The organism is Janthinobacterium sp. GW460-12-1-14-LB5 (assembly GCF_059423585.1).
On record NZ_JBWKYD010000019.1, the window covers coordinates 20,745 to 35,218 of the forward strand.

13 protein-coding genes and 1 tRNA gene are annotated in these 14,474 nt (G+C 60.3%); 7 read left to right on the forward strand and 7 right to left on the reverse strand.

Annotated elements, in window-relative coordinates; translation table 11 throughout:
* Position 1 precedes the first annotated feature (1 nt).
* The 4 genes from AC07X6_RS19570 to AC07X6_RS19585 are packed head-to-tail and all read left to right on the forward strand — an operon-like array spanning position 2 to position 3,690.
* Complete coding sequence (locus tag AC07X6_RS19570; protein ID WP_494792083.1) at positions 2 to 847, forward strand: PoNe immunity protein domain-containing protein; 846 nt, start codon at positions 2 to 4, stop codon at positions 845 to 847.
* A gap of 29 nt (positions 848 to 876) precedes the next feature.
* Complete coding sequence (locus tag AC07X6_RS19575; protein ID WP_494792084.1) at positions 877 to 1,740, forward strand: PoNe immunity protein domain-containing protein; 864 nt, start codon at positions 877 to 879, stop codon at positions 1,738 to 1,740.
* A gap of 16 nt (positions 1,741 to 1,756) precedes the next feature.
* Entirely contained in the window at positions 1,757 to 2,587 is an 831-nt protein-coding gene (locus AC07X6_RS19580; RefSeq protein ID WP_494792085.1) for a PoNe immunity protein domain-containing protein, read from the forward strand.
* On the forward strand, positions 2,584 to 3,690 hold the full coding sequence (locus AC07X6_RS19585; protein ID WP_494792086.1) for a hypothetical protein: 1,107 nt from the start codon (positions 2,584 to 2,586) through the stop codon (positions 3,688 to 3,690). The genes AC07X6_RS19580 and AC07X6_RS19585 overlap by 4 nt, the downstream gene beginning before the upstream one ends.
* Positions 3,691 to 3,747: 57 nt before the next feature.
* Here the strand turns inward: AC07X6_RS19585 and AC07X6_RS19590 are convergent, their stop codons facing one another.
* From AC07X6_RS19590 to cysS, 7 genes are all read right to left on the reverse strand, one after another.
* On the reverse strand, positions 3,748 to 5,352 hold the full coding sequence (locus tag AC07X6_RS19590; RefSeq protein WP_230540957.1) for a methyl-accepting chemotaxis protein: 1,605 nt from the start codon (positions 5,350 to 5,352) through the stop codon (positions 3,748 to 3,750).
* 386 nt (positions 5,353 to 5,738) lie between these two features.
* Positions 5,739 to 5,831, reverse strand: a tRNA-Ser gene (locus AC07X6_RS19595).
* Positions 5,832 to 5,941: 110 nt separating this feature from the next.
* A complete protein-coding gene (locus AC07X6_RS19600) occupies positions 5,942 to 7,189 on the reverse strand; it encodes an aspartate kinase (RefSeq protein WP_034756957.1) in 1,248 nt (415 codons plus the stop codon).
* Positions 7,190 to 7,385: 196 nt separating this feature from the next.
* Positions 7,386 to 8,804, reverse strand: a complete 1,419-nt coding sequence (tilS, locus tag AC07X6_RS19605) for a tRNA lysidine(34) synthetase TilS (RefSeq protein WP_494792087.1) — start codon at positions 8,802 to 8,804, stop codon at positions 7,386 to 7,388.
* 160 nt (positions 8,805 to 8,964) lie between these two features.
* Positions 8,965 to 9,939 carry an acetyl-CoA carboxylase carboxyltransferase subunit alpha gene (locus AC07X6_RS19610; RefSeq protein ID WP_034784047.1) on the reverse strand — a complete coding sequence of 325 codons (975 nt, stop codon included), beginning with the start codon at positions 9,937 to 9,939 and terminating at the stop codon, positions 8,965 to 8,967.
* 54 nt (positions 9,940 to 9,993) lie between these two features.
* Positions 9,994 to 10,713: a DNA-3-methyladenine glycosylase family protein gene (locus AC07X6_RS19615; RefSeq protein WP_230541027.1), complete on the reverse strand. Its 720-nt coding sequence runs from the start codon at positions 10,711 to 10,713 to the stop codon at positions 9,994 to 9,996.
* Positions 10,713 to 12,107, reverse strand: coding sequence for a cysteine--tRNA ligase (cysS, locus tag AC07X6_RS19620; RefSeq protein ID WP_494792088.1), 1,395 nt, complete (start codon positions 12,105 to 12,107; stop codon positions 10,713 to 10,715). Before cysS ends, AC07X6_RS19615 begins: the two co-directional genes overlap by 1 nt.
* 278 nt (positions 12,108 to 12,385) lie before the next feature.
* Here cysS and AC07X6_RS19625 point away from each other — a divergent pair, with 278 nt between their 5' ends.
* The 3 genes from AC07X6_RS19625 to AC07X6_RS19635 all read left to right on the forward strand — a co-directional run bounded on the left by AC07X6_RS19625 (position 12,386) and on the right by AC07X6_RS19635 (position 14,413).
* Positions 12,386 to 13,015, forward strand: a complete 630-nt coding sequence (locus AC07X6_RS19625; protein WP_494792089.1) for a peptidylprolyl isomerase — start codon at positions 12,386 to 12,388, stop codon at positions 13,013 to 13,015.
* Positions 13,016 to 13,088: 73 nt separating this feature from the next.
* The gene (locus tag AC07X6_RS19630) at positions 13,089 to 13,580 is read left to right on the forward strand and encodes a peptidylprolyl isomerase (protein ID WP_034784044.1); all 492 of its coding nucleotides are present in this window, start codon (positions 13,089 to 13,091) and stop codon (positions 13,578 to 13,580) included.
* 86 nt (positions 13,581 to 13,666) lie between these two features.
* A complete protein-coding gene (locus AC07X6_RS19635; protein WP_494792090.1) occupies positions 13,667 to 14,413 on the forward strand; it encodes a UDP-2,3-diacylglucosamine diphosphatase in 747 nt (248 codons plus the stop codon).
* The last annotated feature ends 61 nt before the right edge of the window (positions 14,414 to 14,474 follow it).

Genomic DNA, 14,474 nt, shown 5'->3' on the forward strand with positions numbered 1-14,474 from the left:
CATGGAAAATGCGCCATTCAACACTCGTCGTCGCCAACAATTCCTTGATCAGGATCAATATGAAAAAACCCTGGAAAATTCACGTGCCTTGCTACAGGTTCAGCTGAAAAACAAGGAATTGGCTGAATCCGCTGGAGATAGCAGTTTGGCGCACTATTTCTTATATCTCGAAAATTTCTGGCTCTGGATGCTCGATTACACGGCCGGCGTGCCTATCGAAGAACTCGCACCACGGCTATCAGGCATCGTGGACAGATTTTCGGAATGGAACGAAGTCGGCCAGCAACATCAACAGGAAACGCTGTCGCAGTATCCTGAATATGGCCCATACAAATACAGGGCAGCGGCGAATTTCGGGGATTTTTCCGATTATGCAGATACCTTGCAATTATTAGGCATCGCCATATTATTACGCGATCAACGTTCGGTCAGGCGCCTTATCCGAATATTGCGCAGCCACCGTGGGCAAGACGGCCTGTTCGAACAGCTGATTGGCGCGTATGTGGACGATGCGATGGAGCTCGACACTTGCATGTTTGCAAAACCCTACGCTACCTTGCTGCAGGCAGTTCATGCAGACGACGAACCTGCGGCACGCATGCTGATCGAGAAGTATTTACAGCAATGGTACCCGGCCATGAAACAGCATCCGCGCTGGCACGACGGCCATCTGCGCATCAGCGAGAAAGGCTACGCACCCTATTATGGTTATTGGGCATTTGAAGCCGGCGCAATGGTCTTTGTTTTTGATGTCGACGACGACGGCATCAACCATATGGTCTATCCCAGGGACCTCGTTGACTATGCCCGAAAATTACGCGCAGAAAACCGTCACACCAGCACATGACCAGTTTCACCCGAAAAAGGAATCCAGGCATGGAAGATTTGCCATTTCACGAGCGGCGCCGCCAGCAATTTCTTGATGAAGAACTGTATGTCAAAACGCGCAACAATCAATTTGCGCTGATTGCAGGAAGACTGGAACATAAAAAGGTCGCCGATTCAGCGCTGGAAAATGCTTCCGTTCATCATTTTTTGTATCTGGAACTGCTCTGGCTCTGGATGCTCGACTACACGGCGGGCGAGTCCATCGAGGCCCTGGCGCCGCGCATCGCGGACATCGTGGACAAATTTGAAGAATGGAATACGGTCGACCAGGTCAGTCAGCGGGAAGCGGCGCTTGAGTTTCCAGATTACGGGCCGTACGCCTACTCCGGCGCGCCAGACTTTTCCATCCTGTCCGACTACCAGGACACCTTGCAACTGCTCAGCATTGCCATCCTGCTGCGCGATCAGCGCTCGGTGCTGCGCGTCATCCACGTGCTGCGCAGCCACCGTGGCCGCGATAGTCTGTTCGAGCAATTGATCAGCGCCCATGTCGACGACAGCCAGGATCTCCACGCCTGCGTCCTCGGCAAGCCCTACAGTACCCTGGCGCAAGTCTTCTTTGAAGAGGACGAGCATGCCACGCTCGCCCTGCTCCAGAAATACCTGAAACAGTGGTATCCAGCCATGCGACATCATCCACGCTGGCATGACGGACATTTGAGAGTCAGGGACGCAGGTTATGCACCTTATTACGGCTACTGGGCATTCGAAGCGGCGGCGACGGTTTTCCTGCTCGACCTGGACGATAGCCAGAACAGATCCCTGGTGTATCCCAAGGACCTGGTTGACCATGCGCGACGGCTACGAAAAGAAGCGCGCTACACCAGTGAAGTTGCATGGCCGCAACCATAATCAGCAAGGGACAAGAATGCAGACGCTGAACGAACAGGATTTTTTGGCGCGGCGCAGGGAAGCGCGGCTGTCCTACGCCATCTACCTTGAAAGCAAGGAAAGCCAGGACGAGTGCTACGACATGGTGGCAGCCGGCTTGCAACAGCCGGCGCACGTGCTGCAACATATTCCACCAGAAAATTTCATGACGGCCACGCGTGAGCGGGCCTGGGATGGCGTCGACCAGCTGGCCCTCGCCTATAGCGCCGGCCACCCGCTCGACGAGCTGCACGGCGCGTATCCCACGATACTCGCTTACTGGCTGGCGTTTGCCCGCCATGACATGGCATTTGACGCTCAGGCCGGCGAAGCCGAACAGGGATTTCCCCACTTCGCCCTGCCCGGCGACGGCTACGAACAGGTCAACCGCATGGTCTGCCTAGGCATTTTGCTGGGCTGCGGCAGTTTGCTGCCCCGGCTGGCGCCCGTCATCGATTTCAATAACCATGAAAAGGATGGCTTGCTGGAGCGGCTGCTGGCATGCTTCGTCGCCGGCAGGGATGCCGCCTGGCCAAAGTGCACGCGCCAGTTGCCCTACGTCAACACACTCAAGATATTCGCGGCAGAAAAAGATGTCCGTCCTGCGCTGATGCACGCTTATCTGCAGCAATGGTATGAGGCCAGCCGCCGCGAGCCCTATTACGACAGCCACCGGCGCGACACCTCGTTCTGGGGCTACTGGTCCTGGGAAGCGGCCGCCATCACCTGCGTGCTCGATATCGACGACAGCGGCTATCGCGGCACAGAATTCTATCCGGCCGACCTGGTGGCGTTCTGCAAAAGGCAAGGGAAAGGTCCCGGCGCATGAAAGCTACCAGCGCCAGCATCGCCATCGCCGTCACCGTGGTTGCAGGACTCTGCTTCGCCCTGCCCAAGCAGTCGCCTGTCGCCACCGATCCCTTTCCGGGCATTTATTCCATCATCGACCCTGTCACCGGCGAGACCAAGGATGTCCTGAAAGTGGTGCCGTTGCTGAACGAGTACCTGGTACGCGCGCGTTTTGGCGGCGACGGGCCATGGACGGGCCCCATCTACGCCAAAGTCATGGGCAGCAGCGACAGCTATGCGTCGCCGCCACTGTTTCAGCAGGACCGCATGGTCAGCGCGCTAGCGCTGGGAGAGATCGGCTACCTCTACCACACGCCGGGAAACAAGAACTCACGCGTCGGCCCGTCCGATACCGGCTATATCAGCAATATCGCGGCCTTCGGCATTACCACCCTGTTCCACCGGCCACTACTTGCGGACGAGCGCGGGGAGCGGGGCCGGGACGGCTCCACGTCCGGCGCCGGTGAACGGCAGCTGTCGGTCAGCACCTTGAACTACAGCCCGCGCATGATACAGGTGGGCATCAGTTCCGCCAGCAATCCCGACAACGCTGTCGATACCGATCCCCTGCATCCTTACATGAGCAGCGCCGCCAGCTGCTGCCTTTTCCTGCCGGCGCAGGCCGCCGCGCCATTGCAGGTCAAGCTCGAATATCGCTGGCTGCCCAAGGGCAAGCCTGAAGTGCTGGCCCTGACCTTGCCGGCCTACGGCGACGCCGACGAACTGCTGATACTGGTGCAGGCGGATGGCAGCATGAGCGTGGAATTTCGCGCTCCCGGCAAGGACCTGGATCTGACGCCCGAGGGCGTCAAATCCATCAATGGCAAGCCGTATCCCCTGCCACCGGCCGCCGAGCGCAAGGCGCGCCTGGCTGCGGAACTGGTGCGAAGAAAACGCTTCTTGAAAGATATGTACAGGCTGCGGGACAAAGGCACGGGCGAATCTGTCGAGGCGACATATCAGCTGCGCTACCTGATCGACGAGTACGAGAAAACCATCACCTATCTGGAAACGTTTTCCGCCTGCACAGGCAGCCTGGCGACGTGCCACAAGCAAGCCATTGCAGCGGTTCACGCGCCATAGCGCAGCAACGCCCACGAAACGCCATGCCGAACGGCATCCGGGCCGCCAGCCAGCCTGTCAGCGGCCCGGATGCGCGGGCGCGGCAAGCACGCCGGCAGCGGCGCCCGCGTCAAGCTTGAACACCCCCACTTCCCGCACCAGGCTGGCCGCCTGCTCTTCCAGGCTGCCGGCAGCGGCGGCCGCCTCTTCGACCAGGGCGGCGTTCTGCTGCGTGACCTCGTCCATCTGCGTGATGGCCTGGTTGACCTGTTCGATGCCCAAGCTCTGCTCCTGGCTGGCGGCGGCGATTTCGCTCATCAGGTCGACCACCTGCTTGACGGATGTCACGATCTTGTCCATCGTGGCGCCCGCCTCGTCCACCAGCTTGCTGCCCGCATCGACGCGCTCGACCGAGTCGCCGATCATGGCCTTGATTTCGCGCGCGGCGCTGGCCGAACGTTGCGCCAGGCTGCGCACCTCGCTGGCGACGACGGCGAAGCCGCGCCCCTGCTCGCCCGCCCTGGCTGCCTCCACGGCCGCATTCAGGGCCAGGATATTCGTCTGGAAAGCGATGCTGTCGATCACATCGACAATATCGACGATCTTGCGCGAGCTGGCATTGATGGCACCCATGGTATCGACCACGCGCCCGACCACCTGCCCGCCCTGCACGGCAAATTCGGACGCCGATACCACCAGCTGATTCGCCTGCCTGGCATTGTCGGCATTCTGCTTTACCGTGCTGGTCAGCTCCTTCATCGCGGAAGCCGTTTCTTCCAGCGAACTGGCTTGCGCCTCCGTGCGCGACGACAGGTCGAAATTGCCGGCCGCGATTTCACGCGAAGCCACCGTAATGCTTTCCGTGCTGCTGCGCACCTGGCCCACGGTGCGCGACAGGCTGCCATTCATCGCTTCGAGGGCCTGCAGCAATTGACCGGGCTCATCGGAAAAGCGCTTGTCGAGGCGATTGCTCAAATCGCCGGCCGCCACCCTCTGCGCGGCCCGCAGCGCCTCCTGCAGGGGGCCGGTAATGCTGCGGCTGATCAACACGGCACCGGCGATGCTGACGCCCAGCGATGCCAGCAGCAAGCCCGCCAGCAGCACGGTCGCCGAGCGCGCCCTGTCGGCCGACTCGGTCTCGAATGCGCCGGAACGCTTGCTGGTCATGTCGACGACGCGGTTGATGGCCGCCAGATGGCTATCGTAGCTGGCCGCCATCGCCGCCATGGCGGTGGCCACGCCAGCCTTGTCCTGCCCCTGCAGCGCGGGAATGAGGCGCGTGAATGCCATCTCATAGAATGCCACTGCAGGGGCGTGCGCCTGCGTCAGCAAGGTGTCGGCGATATCGTGATCGAGATCCTGGGTACGCCAGAACTGGTGGCGCGTGTCGTACTCAACCTTCAATGCCTTCAGGCGTTCGACCAGCTTGTCTTGCGCGCCCCGCTCTTCGGACGCCATCAGCTGGAAGGCGACCAGGTAGGATTCGAGGATGTATTCGGGCGGCGGCAGCACGTCGGCCACCAGATCCTTGCCCTGCACGATGCGGTGATACACGGGTCCGTTGACCTTCAGTTCGTGCAGCACGCGCAGCGACCAGCCGCCATACACGATCATGCCCAGCGAAAAGATGCCGACCAACAAGGCCAGCCGGCGCGACAGTTTGACTTGGCGAAGCAGCTGCATGTGCGTACCCCCTCGGTTGTGCGGACCATGCCGTCCATGCCGCTGGCATAGGCCACGCTGGCCAGGATGAAGTTCTGCGCGGCATTTGCAGATTATGCAACTTTTTAAGGGGTTTGGGCTGAATGCCGTGAAAAAGAATCCCTTGCTGAGCGCCGGTCGGCGCATGGGCTCGCATAAGCCAGCGCATGCGCTGGCCGCCACTGCCTGAGATGAGGGGACGGCGTTTGGGGGTTGGCCGCTGCGCGGCCACCGGGGCCGCGCGCAGCGCGGCAGATGGGCGATTCGGAGAGCCTGCGCGCCCTTCAGGGCGCTCCGTCTTCGAATCCCACCGTTCCGTCCAGACAAATAAAAAAGCCTCCCGCAGGGGAGGCTTTTTTATTTGATTCTGGCGGAGACGGTGGGATTCGAACCCACGATACAGGTATAAGCCGTATGCATCCTTAGCAGGGATGTGCCTTCGGCCACTCGGCCACGTCTCCTAGCTGATTACTCAACTATGTCTCTGTAGCTAACTGCGCTGCAGCGACGAACGTCATAATATCGATTGCCCCCCCTTTGGTCAAGGGCGTGGGGCAATATTTTTGGATATTTACGCTTTTTCCAGCTCGAACGCTTTATGCAGCGCGCGCACGGCCAGTTCCATGTACTTTTCATCGATCAGCACGGAGATCTTGATCTCGGAAGTGGAGATCATCATGATGTTGATGCCCTCTTCCGACAGGGTACGGAACATTTGCGATGCGACGCCCACGTGGCTGCGCATGCCCACGCCGACGACGGACAGTTTCGACACTTTCGCGTCGCCCGTGATGCTGGCCGCGCCCAGCGATTCGCGGTTCGCTTCCAGCACGGCCAGCGCGCGCGTGTACTCGCCGCGCGAGACGGTGAAGGTGAAGTCCGTTTTACCGTCGACCGACTGATTCTGTATGATCATGTCGACTTCGATATTCGCGTCCGCCACCGGTCCCAGAATGTGGTACGCCACGCCTGGACGGTCGGGCACGCCGAGCACGGTGATTTTGGCTTCATCGCGGTTGAAGGCGATGCCGGAGATGACTGCTTGTTCCATGTTTGTATCTTCCTCAAACGAAATCAGGGTGCCTGAATTGGCTTCTATTTCCAGCGGCAACATCGGGTCGGTCAGCGACGACAGCACGCGCGTGGGAACGCGGTAGTTGCCGGCAAATTCCACCGAACGCGTTTGCAGCACCTTGGAGCCCAGCGAAGCCAGTTCCAGCATTTCTTCAAAGGTGATGGTCTTCAGGCGGCGCGCCTCGGAGACCACGCGCGGATCGGTCGTGTAGACGCCGTCGACGTCCGTGAAGATCAGGCATTCGGACGCCTTCATGGCGGCGGCGATCGCCACGGCCGAGGTGTCGGAACCGCCGCGGCCCAGGGTCGCGATGTTGTCGTGTTCGTCGACGCCCTGGAAACCGGTAATGATGACGATCTTGCCCGCATCGAGGTCGCGTTTGACTTTTTCGTCATCGATCGACTGGATGCGTGCCTTGGTAAAGGCGGAATCGGTCTTGATCGCGACTTGCCAGCCAGCATAGGATACGGCTTGTTTGCCGATCGCCAGCAATGCCATCGACAATAGGCCGACGGACACCTGTTCGCCTGTCGAGGCGATCATGTCAAGTTCACGGGGATCGGGTTGATCCATGATTTCCTTGGCCAGTCCAATCAGGCGGTTCGTTTCGCCCGACATGGCGGATGGCACCACCACGATTTGATGCCCGGCGTCGTGCCACTTGGCAACGCGCTTGGCGACATTCTTGATACGGTCAGTCGAGCCCATCGACGTACCGCCATATTTGTGGACGATTAAAGCCATAAGAGTGAAGTTTCCGCTCAAGAAGAATAAAAAAGGAGGGCTTTACTCTACATGCCGCAATGCAAAATAACAAGCTAAAAAGCGCATTAGCTCATACCGATTGCGCATATGGAAATAACCAATCCATGCAGTCCAGCCGGCTTGAGCAGCCACTTGCCGGCCACCCCGAGAGTGGCCGTGGCGGCTGCCCCTGCGCTCAGCAGGAGACCCAGCGCAAAGTCACGCGGGGACGGTCCAGCAGACTCAGGCAATGGCAATCGAGGCCGATACCGGCCGCAAACAGCAATTGTTGCGCCGCACAGACAAGGGGCAGGCGTTCGCGCTCCCAGGCGGGCACGTCGAACGCCTGGTAATGGTATTTCAAGCTCTTCGTGGGACGGTTCAGGGCCAGTTTCAGGCGCTCACCGCCCTGGCGGAAGTCGATCGTCAAGGTTTGAGCTTGCAACCAGGCAATATCGATACCCTGCCCGCCTTCTTCCACCGCATCGAAATGCAGTACGCCGCCATACGCGGGAAAGGCCAGGCTGGCTTCGCCCTGCCACGTAAATTGCTGGCCGGCTTTTTCCAGGCCGGGAATGCCCGCATCGCTTTTGTCGCGCATGCCGGCAAGGTCATTCAGCTTGGGCGTCAGGTACAGCCGGTCGCGGTGGCGCCGCACGTGGCATTCGGGATGCGTGACCAGCAGTTGCGCATCGGGCCGCGCCTCCAGCAGTTGCGCCAGCATTTCCGCCAGCCACGCCGTCGACGGCATGCGCAAGCCGCGCGTGCCGAACCAGTGGCGCAGCAGGTTGTAGCAGCGGTCCGCGCTCAATTCCCGCAATTTCGCCAGTTCGATGCAATCGCCGTCGAGGCAAGCGGCCATATCCTGTGTCGCCAGTTCCGTCAGCAGGCGCTGCGCCGACTGCGCGTGCTGGGCGCTGCGGGCGAAGCGCTCCTGGAAGCCGGGAAACGCCTGCGCCAGCACGGGCATCACCTGGTGCCGCAGGGCATTGCGGGCAAAGCGGGGATCGTCGTTCGACTCGTCATGGATGTGCGCAATCGCATGGCTCGCCACATACGCTTCGAGTTGCCTGCGCGACACGGAAAGCAAGGGGCGCGCCATCACCAGGTCCGGGTTGCCCAGCAGTTCGGGCGCGCTGTTGGCGCCATCCATGCCGGACAGCCCTGCCGTGCCGGAGCCGCGCAGCAATTGCAGCAGCACCGTCTCGGCCTGGTCGTCCTGGTGGTGAGCCGTGAGCAGCAGGCGCACGCCGTGCGCGGCGCACAGCTCGCCCAGGGCCGCATAGCGGCGCTTGCGGGCCGCCTCTTCCGTGCCCGTCTTCGCATTCTTTTCCAGGGTGACCTTGCGCGCCTCGAAGGCGACACCCATGCCGGCGCACGCCTGCTCGCAGTGCGCCAGCCAGGCATCCGCATTCGGACTCAGGCCGTGGTGCACGTGAAACGCGTGCAAGGCCACGCCCTGCTCCAGCGCCCAGGCATGTGCCAGGTGCAGCAGGGCCGCGGAATCGAGGCCGCCGCTGAGGGCGATGCCGACCGTCTCGCCGGCTTGCGGTCCGCAGGTTTCCAGCGCGCTGGCGAAGATGTCGACGACGGTGGCGGTTTGTTGCTTTTTCAATGTGGACTCCGGGAATGCAAAGAGGGACAGGTGGATAGCCGAATGTGTTCGGCTACCTGCCTGTCCCTGGTGTGTGATGCTTGCTTTAACCCAAGACCTTAACTGCCGGGGTCAGACCCTAAGGGTCTGACCCCAGACTCTGCCGTTGGGTTTCAACAAATTACTCGCTCGGCGTGGTTTCCTTGAACTTGCCGTAGCTCAGCAGTTTTTCATGGCGCGCGGCCAGCAGATCCTTGGTTTTCATGCCCTGGAACTGGCGCAGGGTGTCGGCCAGTGCGCGTTTGAGCAAGGTGGCCATCTGTTTCGGATCGCGGTGGGCGCCGCCCAGCGGTTCGTTGATGATCTTGTCGATCAGGCCCATGGCTTTCAGGCGGTGCGCCGTCAAGCCCAGCGCTTCGGCCGCGTCGGAGGCGCGCTCGGCGCTCTTCCACAGGATCGAGGCGCAGCCTTCCGGCGAGATCACGGCATAGGTCGAGTATTGCAGCATCAGCACGGCATCGCCCACGGCAATGGCCAGCGCGCCGCCGGAACCGCCTTCGCCGATGATGGTGGCGATCAGCGGCACTTTCAGCTCGGCCATCACGTACAGGTTGTGGCCGATGGCTTCCGACTGGCCGCGCTCTTCCGCGTCGATGCCGGGGAAGGCGCCTGGCGTGTCAACGAAAGTGAAGATGGGCAAGTTGAACTTTTCAGCCACTTTCATCAGGCGCATGGCCTTGCGGTAGCCTTCCGGTTTCGGCATGCCGAAATTGCGCATGGCGCGCTCTTTCGTGTCGCGGCCCTTCTGGTGGCCGATGACCATGCACGGCTGGCCGTTGAAGCGGGCCAGGCCGCCGACGACGGACAGATCGTCCGCGTAGCTGCGGTCGCCATGCAATTCGTGGAAATCGGTAAAGATTTCATTCACGTAATCCATGGTGTAGGGGCGCTGCGGGTGGCGCGCGATCTGCGCCACTTGCCAAGGCGTCAGCTTGGCGTAGATATCCTTGGTCAGCTGCTGGCTCTTCTTGGCCAGGCGGTCGATCTCTTCCGAGATGTCGACGGCCGAATCGTCTTGCACGAAGCGCAACTCTTCGATCTTGGAATCGAGTTCCGCGATCGGCTGTTCAAAATTGAGGAAAGTCGTTTTAGTCATTGTACCTCCAGGTTTTACCGGCCACGGCGCCAGGGCGCGCGGCGTCATCTATGTTTATTTTACCGTACCGGCTGGTGCGCCGGGGGCTGCATCGGGTGCGGCAGGGGCGGCTGCAGGGTCGAGACTGCGCCACAGATACCACGTCGCCACGGTGCGCCACGGTTCCCAATTGGCGGAAACTTCGCGGGCATCGCTGCGGGAAACTGGTTCGCCGGAAAAATAATTGACGCTGATGCCCTGGATCAAACCCGGGTCGTCGAGCGGCAAGACATTCGGCCGGAGCAGATTAAATATCAAAAACATCTCGGCTGTCCAGCGGCCGATGCCGCGGATCTGCACCAGTTCGGCGATGACGGCTTCGTCATCCATCTGGTCCCACTGACTCGCATGCACGCGCTTGGCCTTGAAATGGTCGGCCAGGTCGAGGATGTATTCGGTCTTGCGTTTGGACAAACCGCAGGCGGACAGTTGCTCGGCGCCCGCCTTCAAGACTTGTGAAGGCGTGCATTTCGGGCAAGCCAGCAGCAGCTTTTTCCAGGCGGCATCAGCCGCCTTGGGCGTGATCTGCTGGCCCACCAGCGAACGGGCCAGGGTGGTAAACGGGTCGCTATGGCCGACCAGGTGCAGGTCGCCAAATTGCGGGATGAGCTTTTTCATGATGCGGTCGCGCTTCATCAGCTCGATCTTCGCCTCTTCCCAGTAGTGCGGCACCTGGATCACTTGCGCCAGGTCCGTCACCTTGGGCGCTTCCCCGTTTTCCCTGGACGTAGCCATCATGCGCGGCGCCAGTTGGTCGAGCCGTCAGGCTTGTCTTCAAGAATAATGCCTGCGGCCAACAATTCGGCGCGAATCTTGTCGGACTGGGCAAAGTCGCGCGCCTTTTTCGCCGCGCTGCGCGCCGCAATGGCCGCTTCGATGCCGGCCGCCTCGTCCTGGCCGCCGGCCGCGCCGACAGTTGCCTGCAGGAATTGCTGCGGCGTGCGTTCCAGCAAGCCGAACACGCCCGCCAGGCCCTTCAATTGACGCGCCAGCGCGGGCGACTTGCTCTTGTTGACTTCCGTCGCCAGGTCGAACAGGGCCGCCACGGCCAGCGGCGTATTGAAATCGTCGTCCATCGCGTCGCGCACGCGCACGGCATGGGCTTCGCTCCAGTCGATGGCGCCCGCTTCCACCGCCACGTCGGCCAGCGCCGTGTACAGGCGGGTCAGCGACAGGCGCGCGTCGTCCAGGTGCACGTCGGAATAATTGAGCGGGCTGCGGTAGTGGGCGCGCAGGATGAAGAAGCGGATCACTTCGGCATCGAACTTTTGCAGCACTTCGCGGATGGTGAAGAAGTTACCGAGCGACTTGGACATTTTTTCATTGTCCAGGCGTACGAAGCCGTTATGGATCCAGTAATTGACGCTGGTGTGGCCGAACGCGCCTTCGGATTGGGCGATCTCGTTTTCGTGGTGCGGGAATTGCAAGTCCGCGCCGCCGCCATGGATGTCGAATTGTTCGCCGAGCAAGGCGCAGGACATGGCCGAGCACTCGATATGCCAGCCCGGGCGGCCTTTGCCCCACTTCGAGTCCCATTTGACTTCTTCCGGCTCGGACTCCTTCGACGACTTCCACAGCACGAAGTCGAGCGGATCGCGCTTGCCCGTGTTCACATCGACGCGCTCGCCCGCGCGCAGGTCGTCGAGCGACTTGCCCGACAGCTTGCCGTAGTGGGGGAAATTGCGCACGGCATAGTTCACATCGCCATCCGCACCCTGATAAGCCAAATCTTTGGCTTCCAGCTGCTCGATCAGGCGCAGCATCTGCGGCACGTATTCGGTGGCGCGCGGCGTGTGGTCGGGCGTCAGGATGCCCAGCGCGGCCGTGTCTTCATCCATGTACTGGGTGAAACGCGTCGTCAGCTGGGAAATCGTCTCGCCGTTTTCCACGGCGCGGCGGATGATCTTGTCGTCGATGTCCGTAATGTTGCGCACATACGTGACGTCGAAACCGGACGCCTTCAACCAGCGGTAGATGACGTCGAAGGCCATCATCATGCGCGCATGGCCGATATGGCAATAGTCGTAGATGGTCATGCCGCAGACGTACATGCGTACCTTGCCCGCTTCCATCGGGACGAATACCTGCTTCTCGCGAGCCAGGGTGTTGTAAATCTTTAGATTGCTCATCGTACTTTGCAAGTGGAGCGGCCGCCAGCCTGGCAAAACGACAGACAGGCGCGGACACCAGGGGTGCCGCGCCACTGAACTGCCGTGTGCGCCGAGACTGTACGACCCGCTATATTGTTGTTCTTGTTTGTTAGAATTAGGGCGTTAGCGGTCAAGTATAACATTGATAAAAACCATACTGGCCCGATATGAATCAGGTTTTTACGATGTTCAACCGAATTTTCATTTATTTACAATTAAAGCAAGTTTAAAGAAAAATAACGATTAAGGACGCCTTCATGCAAGTAATCAAATCGAAACGCCTGTCTTTCCTGGCCCGCTTTTGCACCCTGTTTGCCGGCCTGACCCTGGGCAGCGCCGTCGTGGCAGCCGCTCCGGCGACCGCCCTCGACCCGACGCCCCACGTGGCCCTGAAAACCAGCATGGGCGAGATCGTGCTGGAACTGGACCAGGAAAAAGCGCCAAAAAGCGTGGCCAATTTCCTGCAGTACGTCAACAGCGGTTACTACAAGGGCACGGTGTTTCACCGCGTCATCGACGGCTTCATGATACAGGGCGGCGGCTTCGACAAGAACATGAAACAGAAAGCCACCAAGGCGCCGATCAGGAATGAAGCGCAAAACGGCTTGCAAAACGTCACCTACAGCATCGCCATGGCGCGCACGGGCGACCCGCATTCGGCCACCGCGCAATTCTTCATCAACGTCAACGACAATGGCGCGCTCGACTATCCTGGCCGCGACGGCTTCGGCTACACGGTATTCGGCAAAGTCGTCAGTGGTATGGATGTGGTCGACAAGATCAAGGCCGTGCCCGTGGCCGACAAGGGCCCGCACCAGAACGTGCCGGTCACCCCCGTGGTGATCGAATCGGCGACTTTACTCAAGACAGCGCCCGCAAAACTGTAAAATAGCGTTTTTGCGGCGCCGGCCTGGCTGGCACCGCTGAATCAATTATTCATCCAATTTATTAAGGATCATCATGACCTCCGTCATCATCACCACCAATCTGGGCAAGATCACCGCTGAACTGGACGCCGAGAAAGCGCCGAAAACGGTTGCCAACTTCCTGGCCTACATGAAAGCTGGTCACTACGACAACACGATTTTCCACCGCGTCATCGACGGCTTCATGATCCAGGGCGGCGGTTTTGAGCCAGGCATGAAACAAAAGCCTGCCGACACCACCGTGGAAAACGAAGCCAAGAACGGCCTGAAAAACGACACGTACACGCTGGCCATGGCCCGCACGTCGGATCCGCACTCGGCATCGGCCCAGTTCTTCATCAACATCAAGAACAACAGCTTCCTCGACTACCCAGGCCAGGACGGCTGGGGCTACGCCGTATTCGGTAAAGTCACCGAAGGCAAGGAAGTCGTCGACGCCATCCGCGCCGTGAAAACCTCGCGCGCCGGCATGTTCGCCGATGTGCCAGTAACCGATGTCATCATCGAAAAAGTCGAAGCAGTTTAATTCGGCTACTGCATCATGAATAACAGGCATTGCAGCGTTTGCGCCTCTCCATGCACTTCACTTTTTGGGAGCGTTGAACGATGACAATGCCTGCCGCACTCTTTATTTCCGACCTGCATCTGCAGAGCTCGCATCCGCGCACCAGCGCGGCGTTTCTTTCTTTCCTGGAACACCATGCGCAATATGCGCAAGCGCTGTATCTATTAGGCGACCTGTTCGAATACTGGGCCGGCGACGATGACCTGGAAGACCCGTTCAATGCGCGCATGACGGCCGCCATCCGCGCCGTCAGCGATGCTGGCGTGCACGTCTACTGGATCGCCGGCAACCGCGACTTTCTCGTCGGCTCCGGCTTTGCCGCCGCCGCCGGCGCTACCCTGCTCAGCGAACCGCACGTGGCCACAATTGCCGGCCGGCGCATCGTCTTGCTGCATGGTGACGCCGAATGCACGAAAGACGTCAGCTACATGGAGTTTCGCGCCATGGTGCGCCAGCCCGCCTGGCAAAAGCAGTTCCTGTCCATGCCGCTGGCGCAGCGCAAGGCCATCATCGACGGTTTGCGCAAGAGCAGCCGCGAGCACAATGGCGAAAAATCCATGGACATCATGGATGTCACGCCCAACGCTGTCGCCCAAGTATTTGCCGAAAACGCCAGCACGGTCATGATCCACGGCCATACGCACCGCCCTGCCCTGCATAAAGTTGACGAAACCTTGCGCTATGTCTTGCCGGACTGGGAATGCGACGTGGAGCCGCAACGCGGCGGCTGGATCGCCATCGATGCACGCGGCAACATCACGCGCCACGACCTGAACGGCGACATCGTCGACTAGGCAAAAGCTGACTCCGCCACGGGGTTTAGTCCGATAGCGCCATAGGCCGGCCTGCGCTGTA

Bases quoted from the DNA above. Each gene is read 5' to 3' on its own strand.
- cysS (WP_494792088.1), bottom strand. From the start codon at position 12,107: ATGAGCAATCTAAAGATTTACAACACCCTGGCTCGCGAGAAGCAGGTA.
- AC07X6_RS19570 (WP_494792083.1), top strand. From the start codon at position 2: ATGGAAAATGCGCCATTCAACACTCGTCGTCGCCAACAATTCCTTGAT.
- AC07X6_RS19615 (WP_230541027.1), bottom strand. From the start codon at position 10,713: ATGGCTACGTCCAGGGAAAACGGGGAAGCGCCCAAGGTGACGGACCTG.
- AC07X6_RS19590 (WP_230540957.1), bottom strand. From the start codon at position 5,352: ATGCAGCTGCTTCGCCAAGTCAAACTGTCGCGCCGGCTGGCCTTGTTG.
- AC07X6_RS19585 (WP_494792086.1), top strand. From the start codon at position 2,584: ATGAAAGCTACCAGCGCCAGCATCGCCATCGCCGTCACCGTGGTTGCA.
- AC07X6_RS19630 (WP_034784044.1), top strand. From the start codon at position 13,089: ATGACCTCCGTCATCATCACCACCAATCTGGGCAAGATCACCGCTGAA.
- AC07X6_RS19625 (WP_494792089.1), top strand. From the start codon at position 12,386: ATGCAAGTAATCAAATCGAAACGCCTGTCTTTCCTGGCCCGCTTTTGC.
- AC07X6_RS19580 (WP_494792085.1), top strand. From the start codon at position 1,757: ATGCAGACGCTGAACGAACAGGATTTTTTGGCGCGGCGCAGGGAAGCG.
- AC07X6_RS19575 (WP_494792084.1), top strand. From the start codon at position 877: ATGGAAGATTTGCCATTTCACGAGCGGCGCCGCCAGCAATTTCTTGAT.
- AC07X6_RS19635 (WP_494792090.1), top strand. From the start codon at position 13,667: ATGCCTGCCGCACTCTTTATTTCCGACCTGCATCTGCAGAGCTCGCAT.
- AC07X6_RS19610 (WP_034784047.1), bottom strand. From the start codon at position 9,939: ATGACTAAAACGACTTTCCTCAATTTTGAACAGCCGATCGCGGAACTC.
- AC07X6_RS19600 (WP_034756957.1), bottom strand. From the start codon at position 7,189: ATGGCTTTAATCGTCCACAAATATGGCGGTACGTCGATGGGCTCGACT.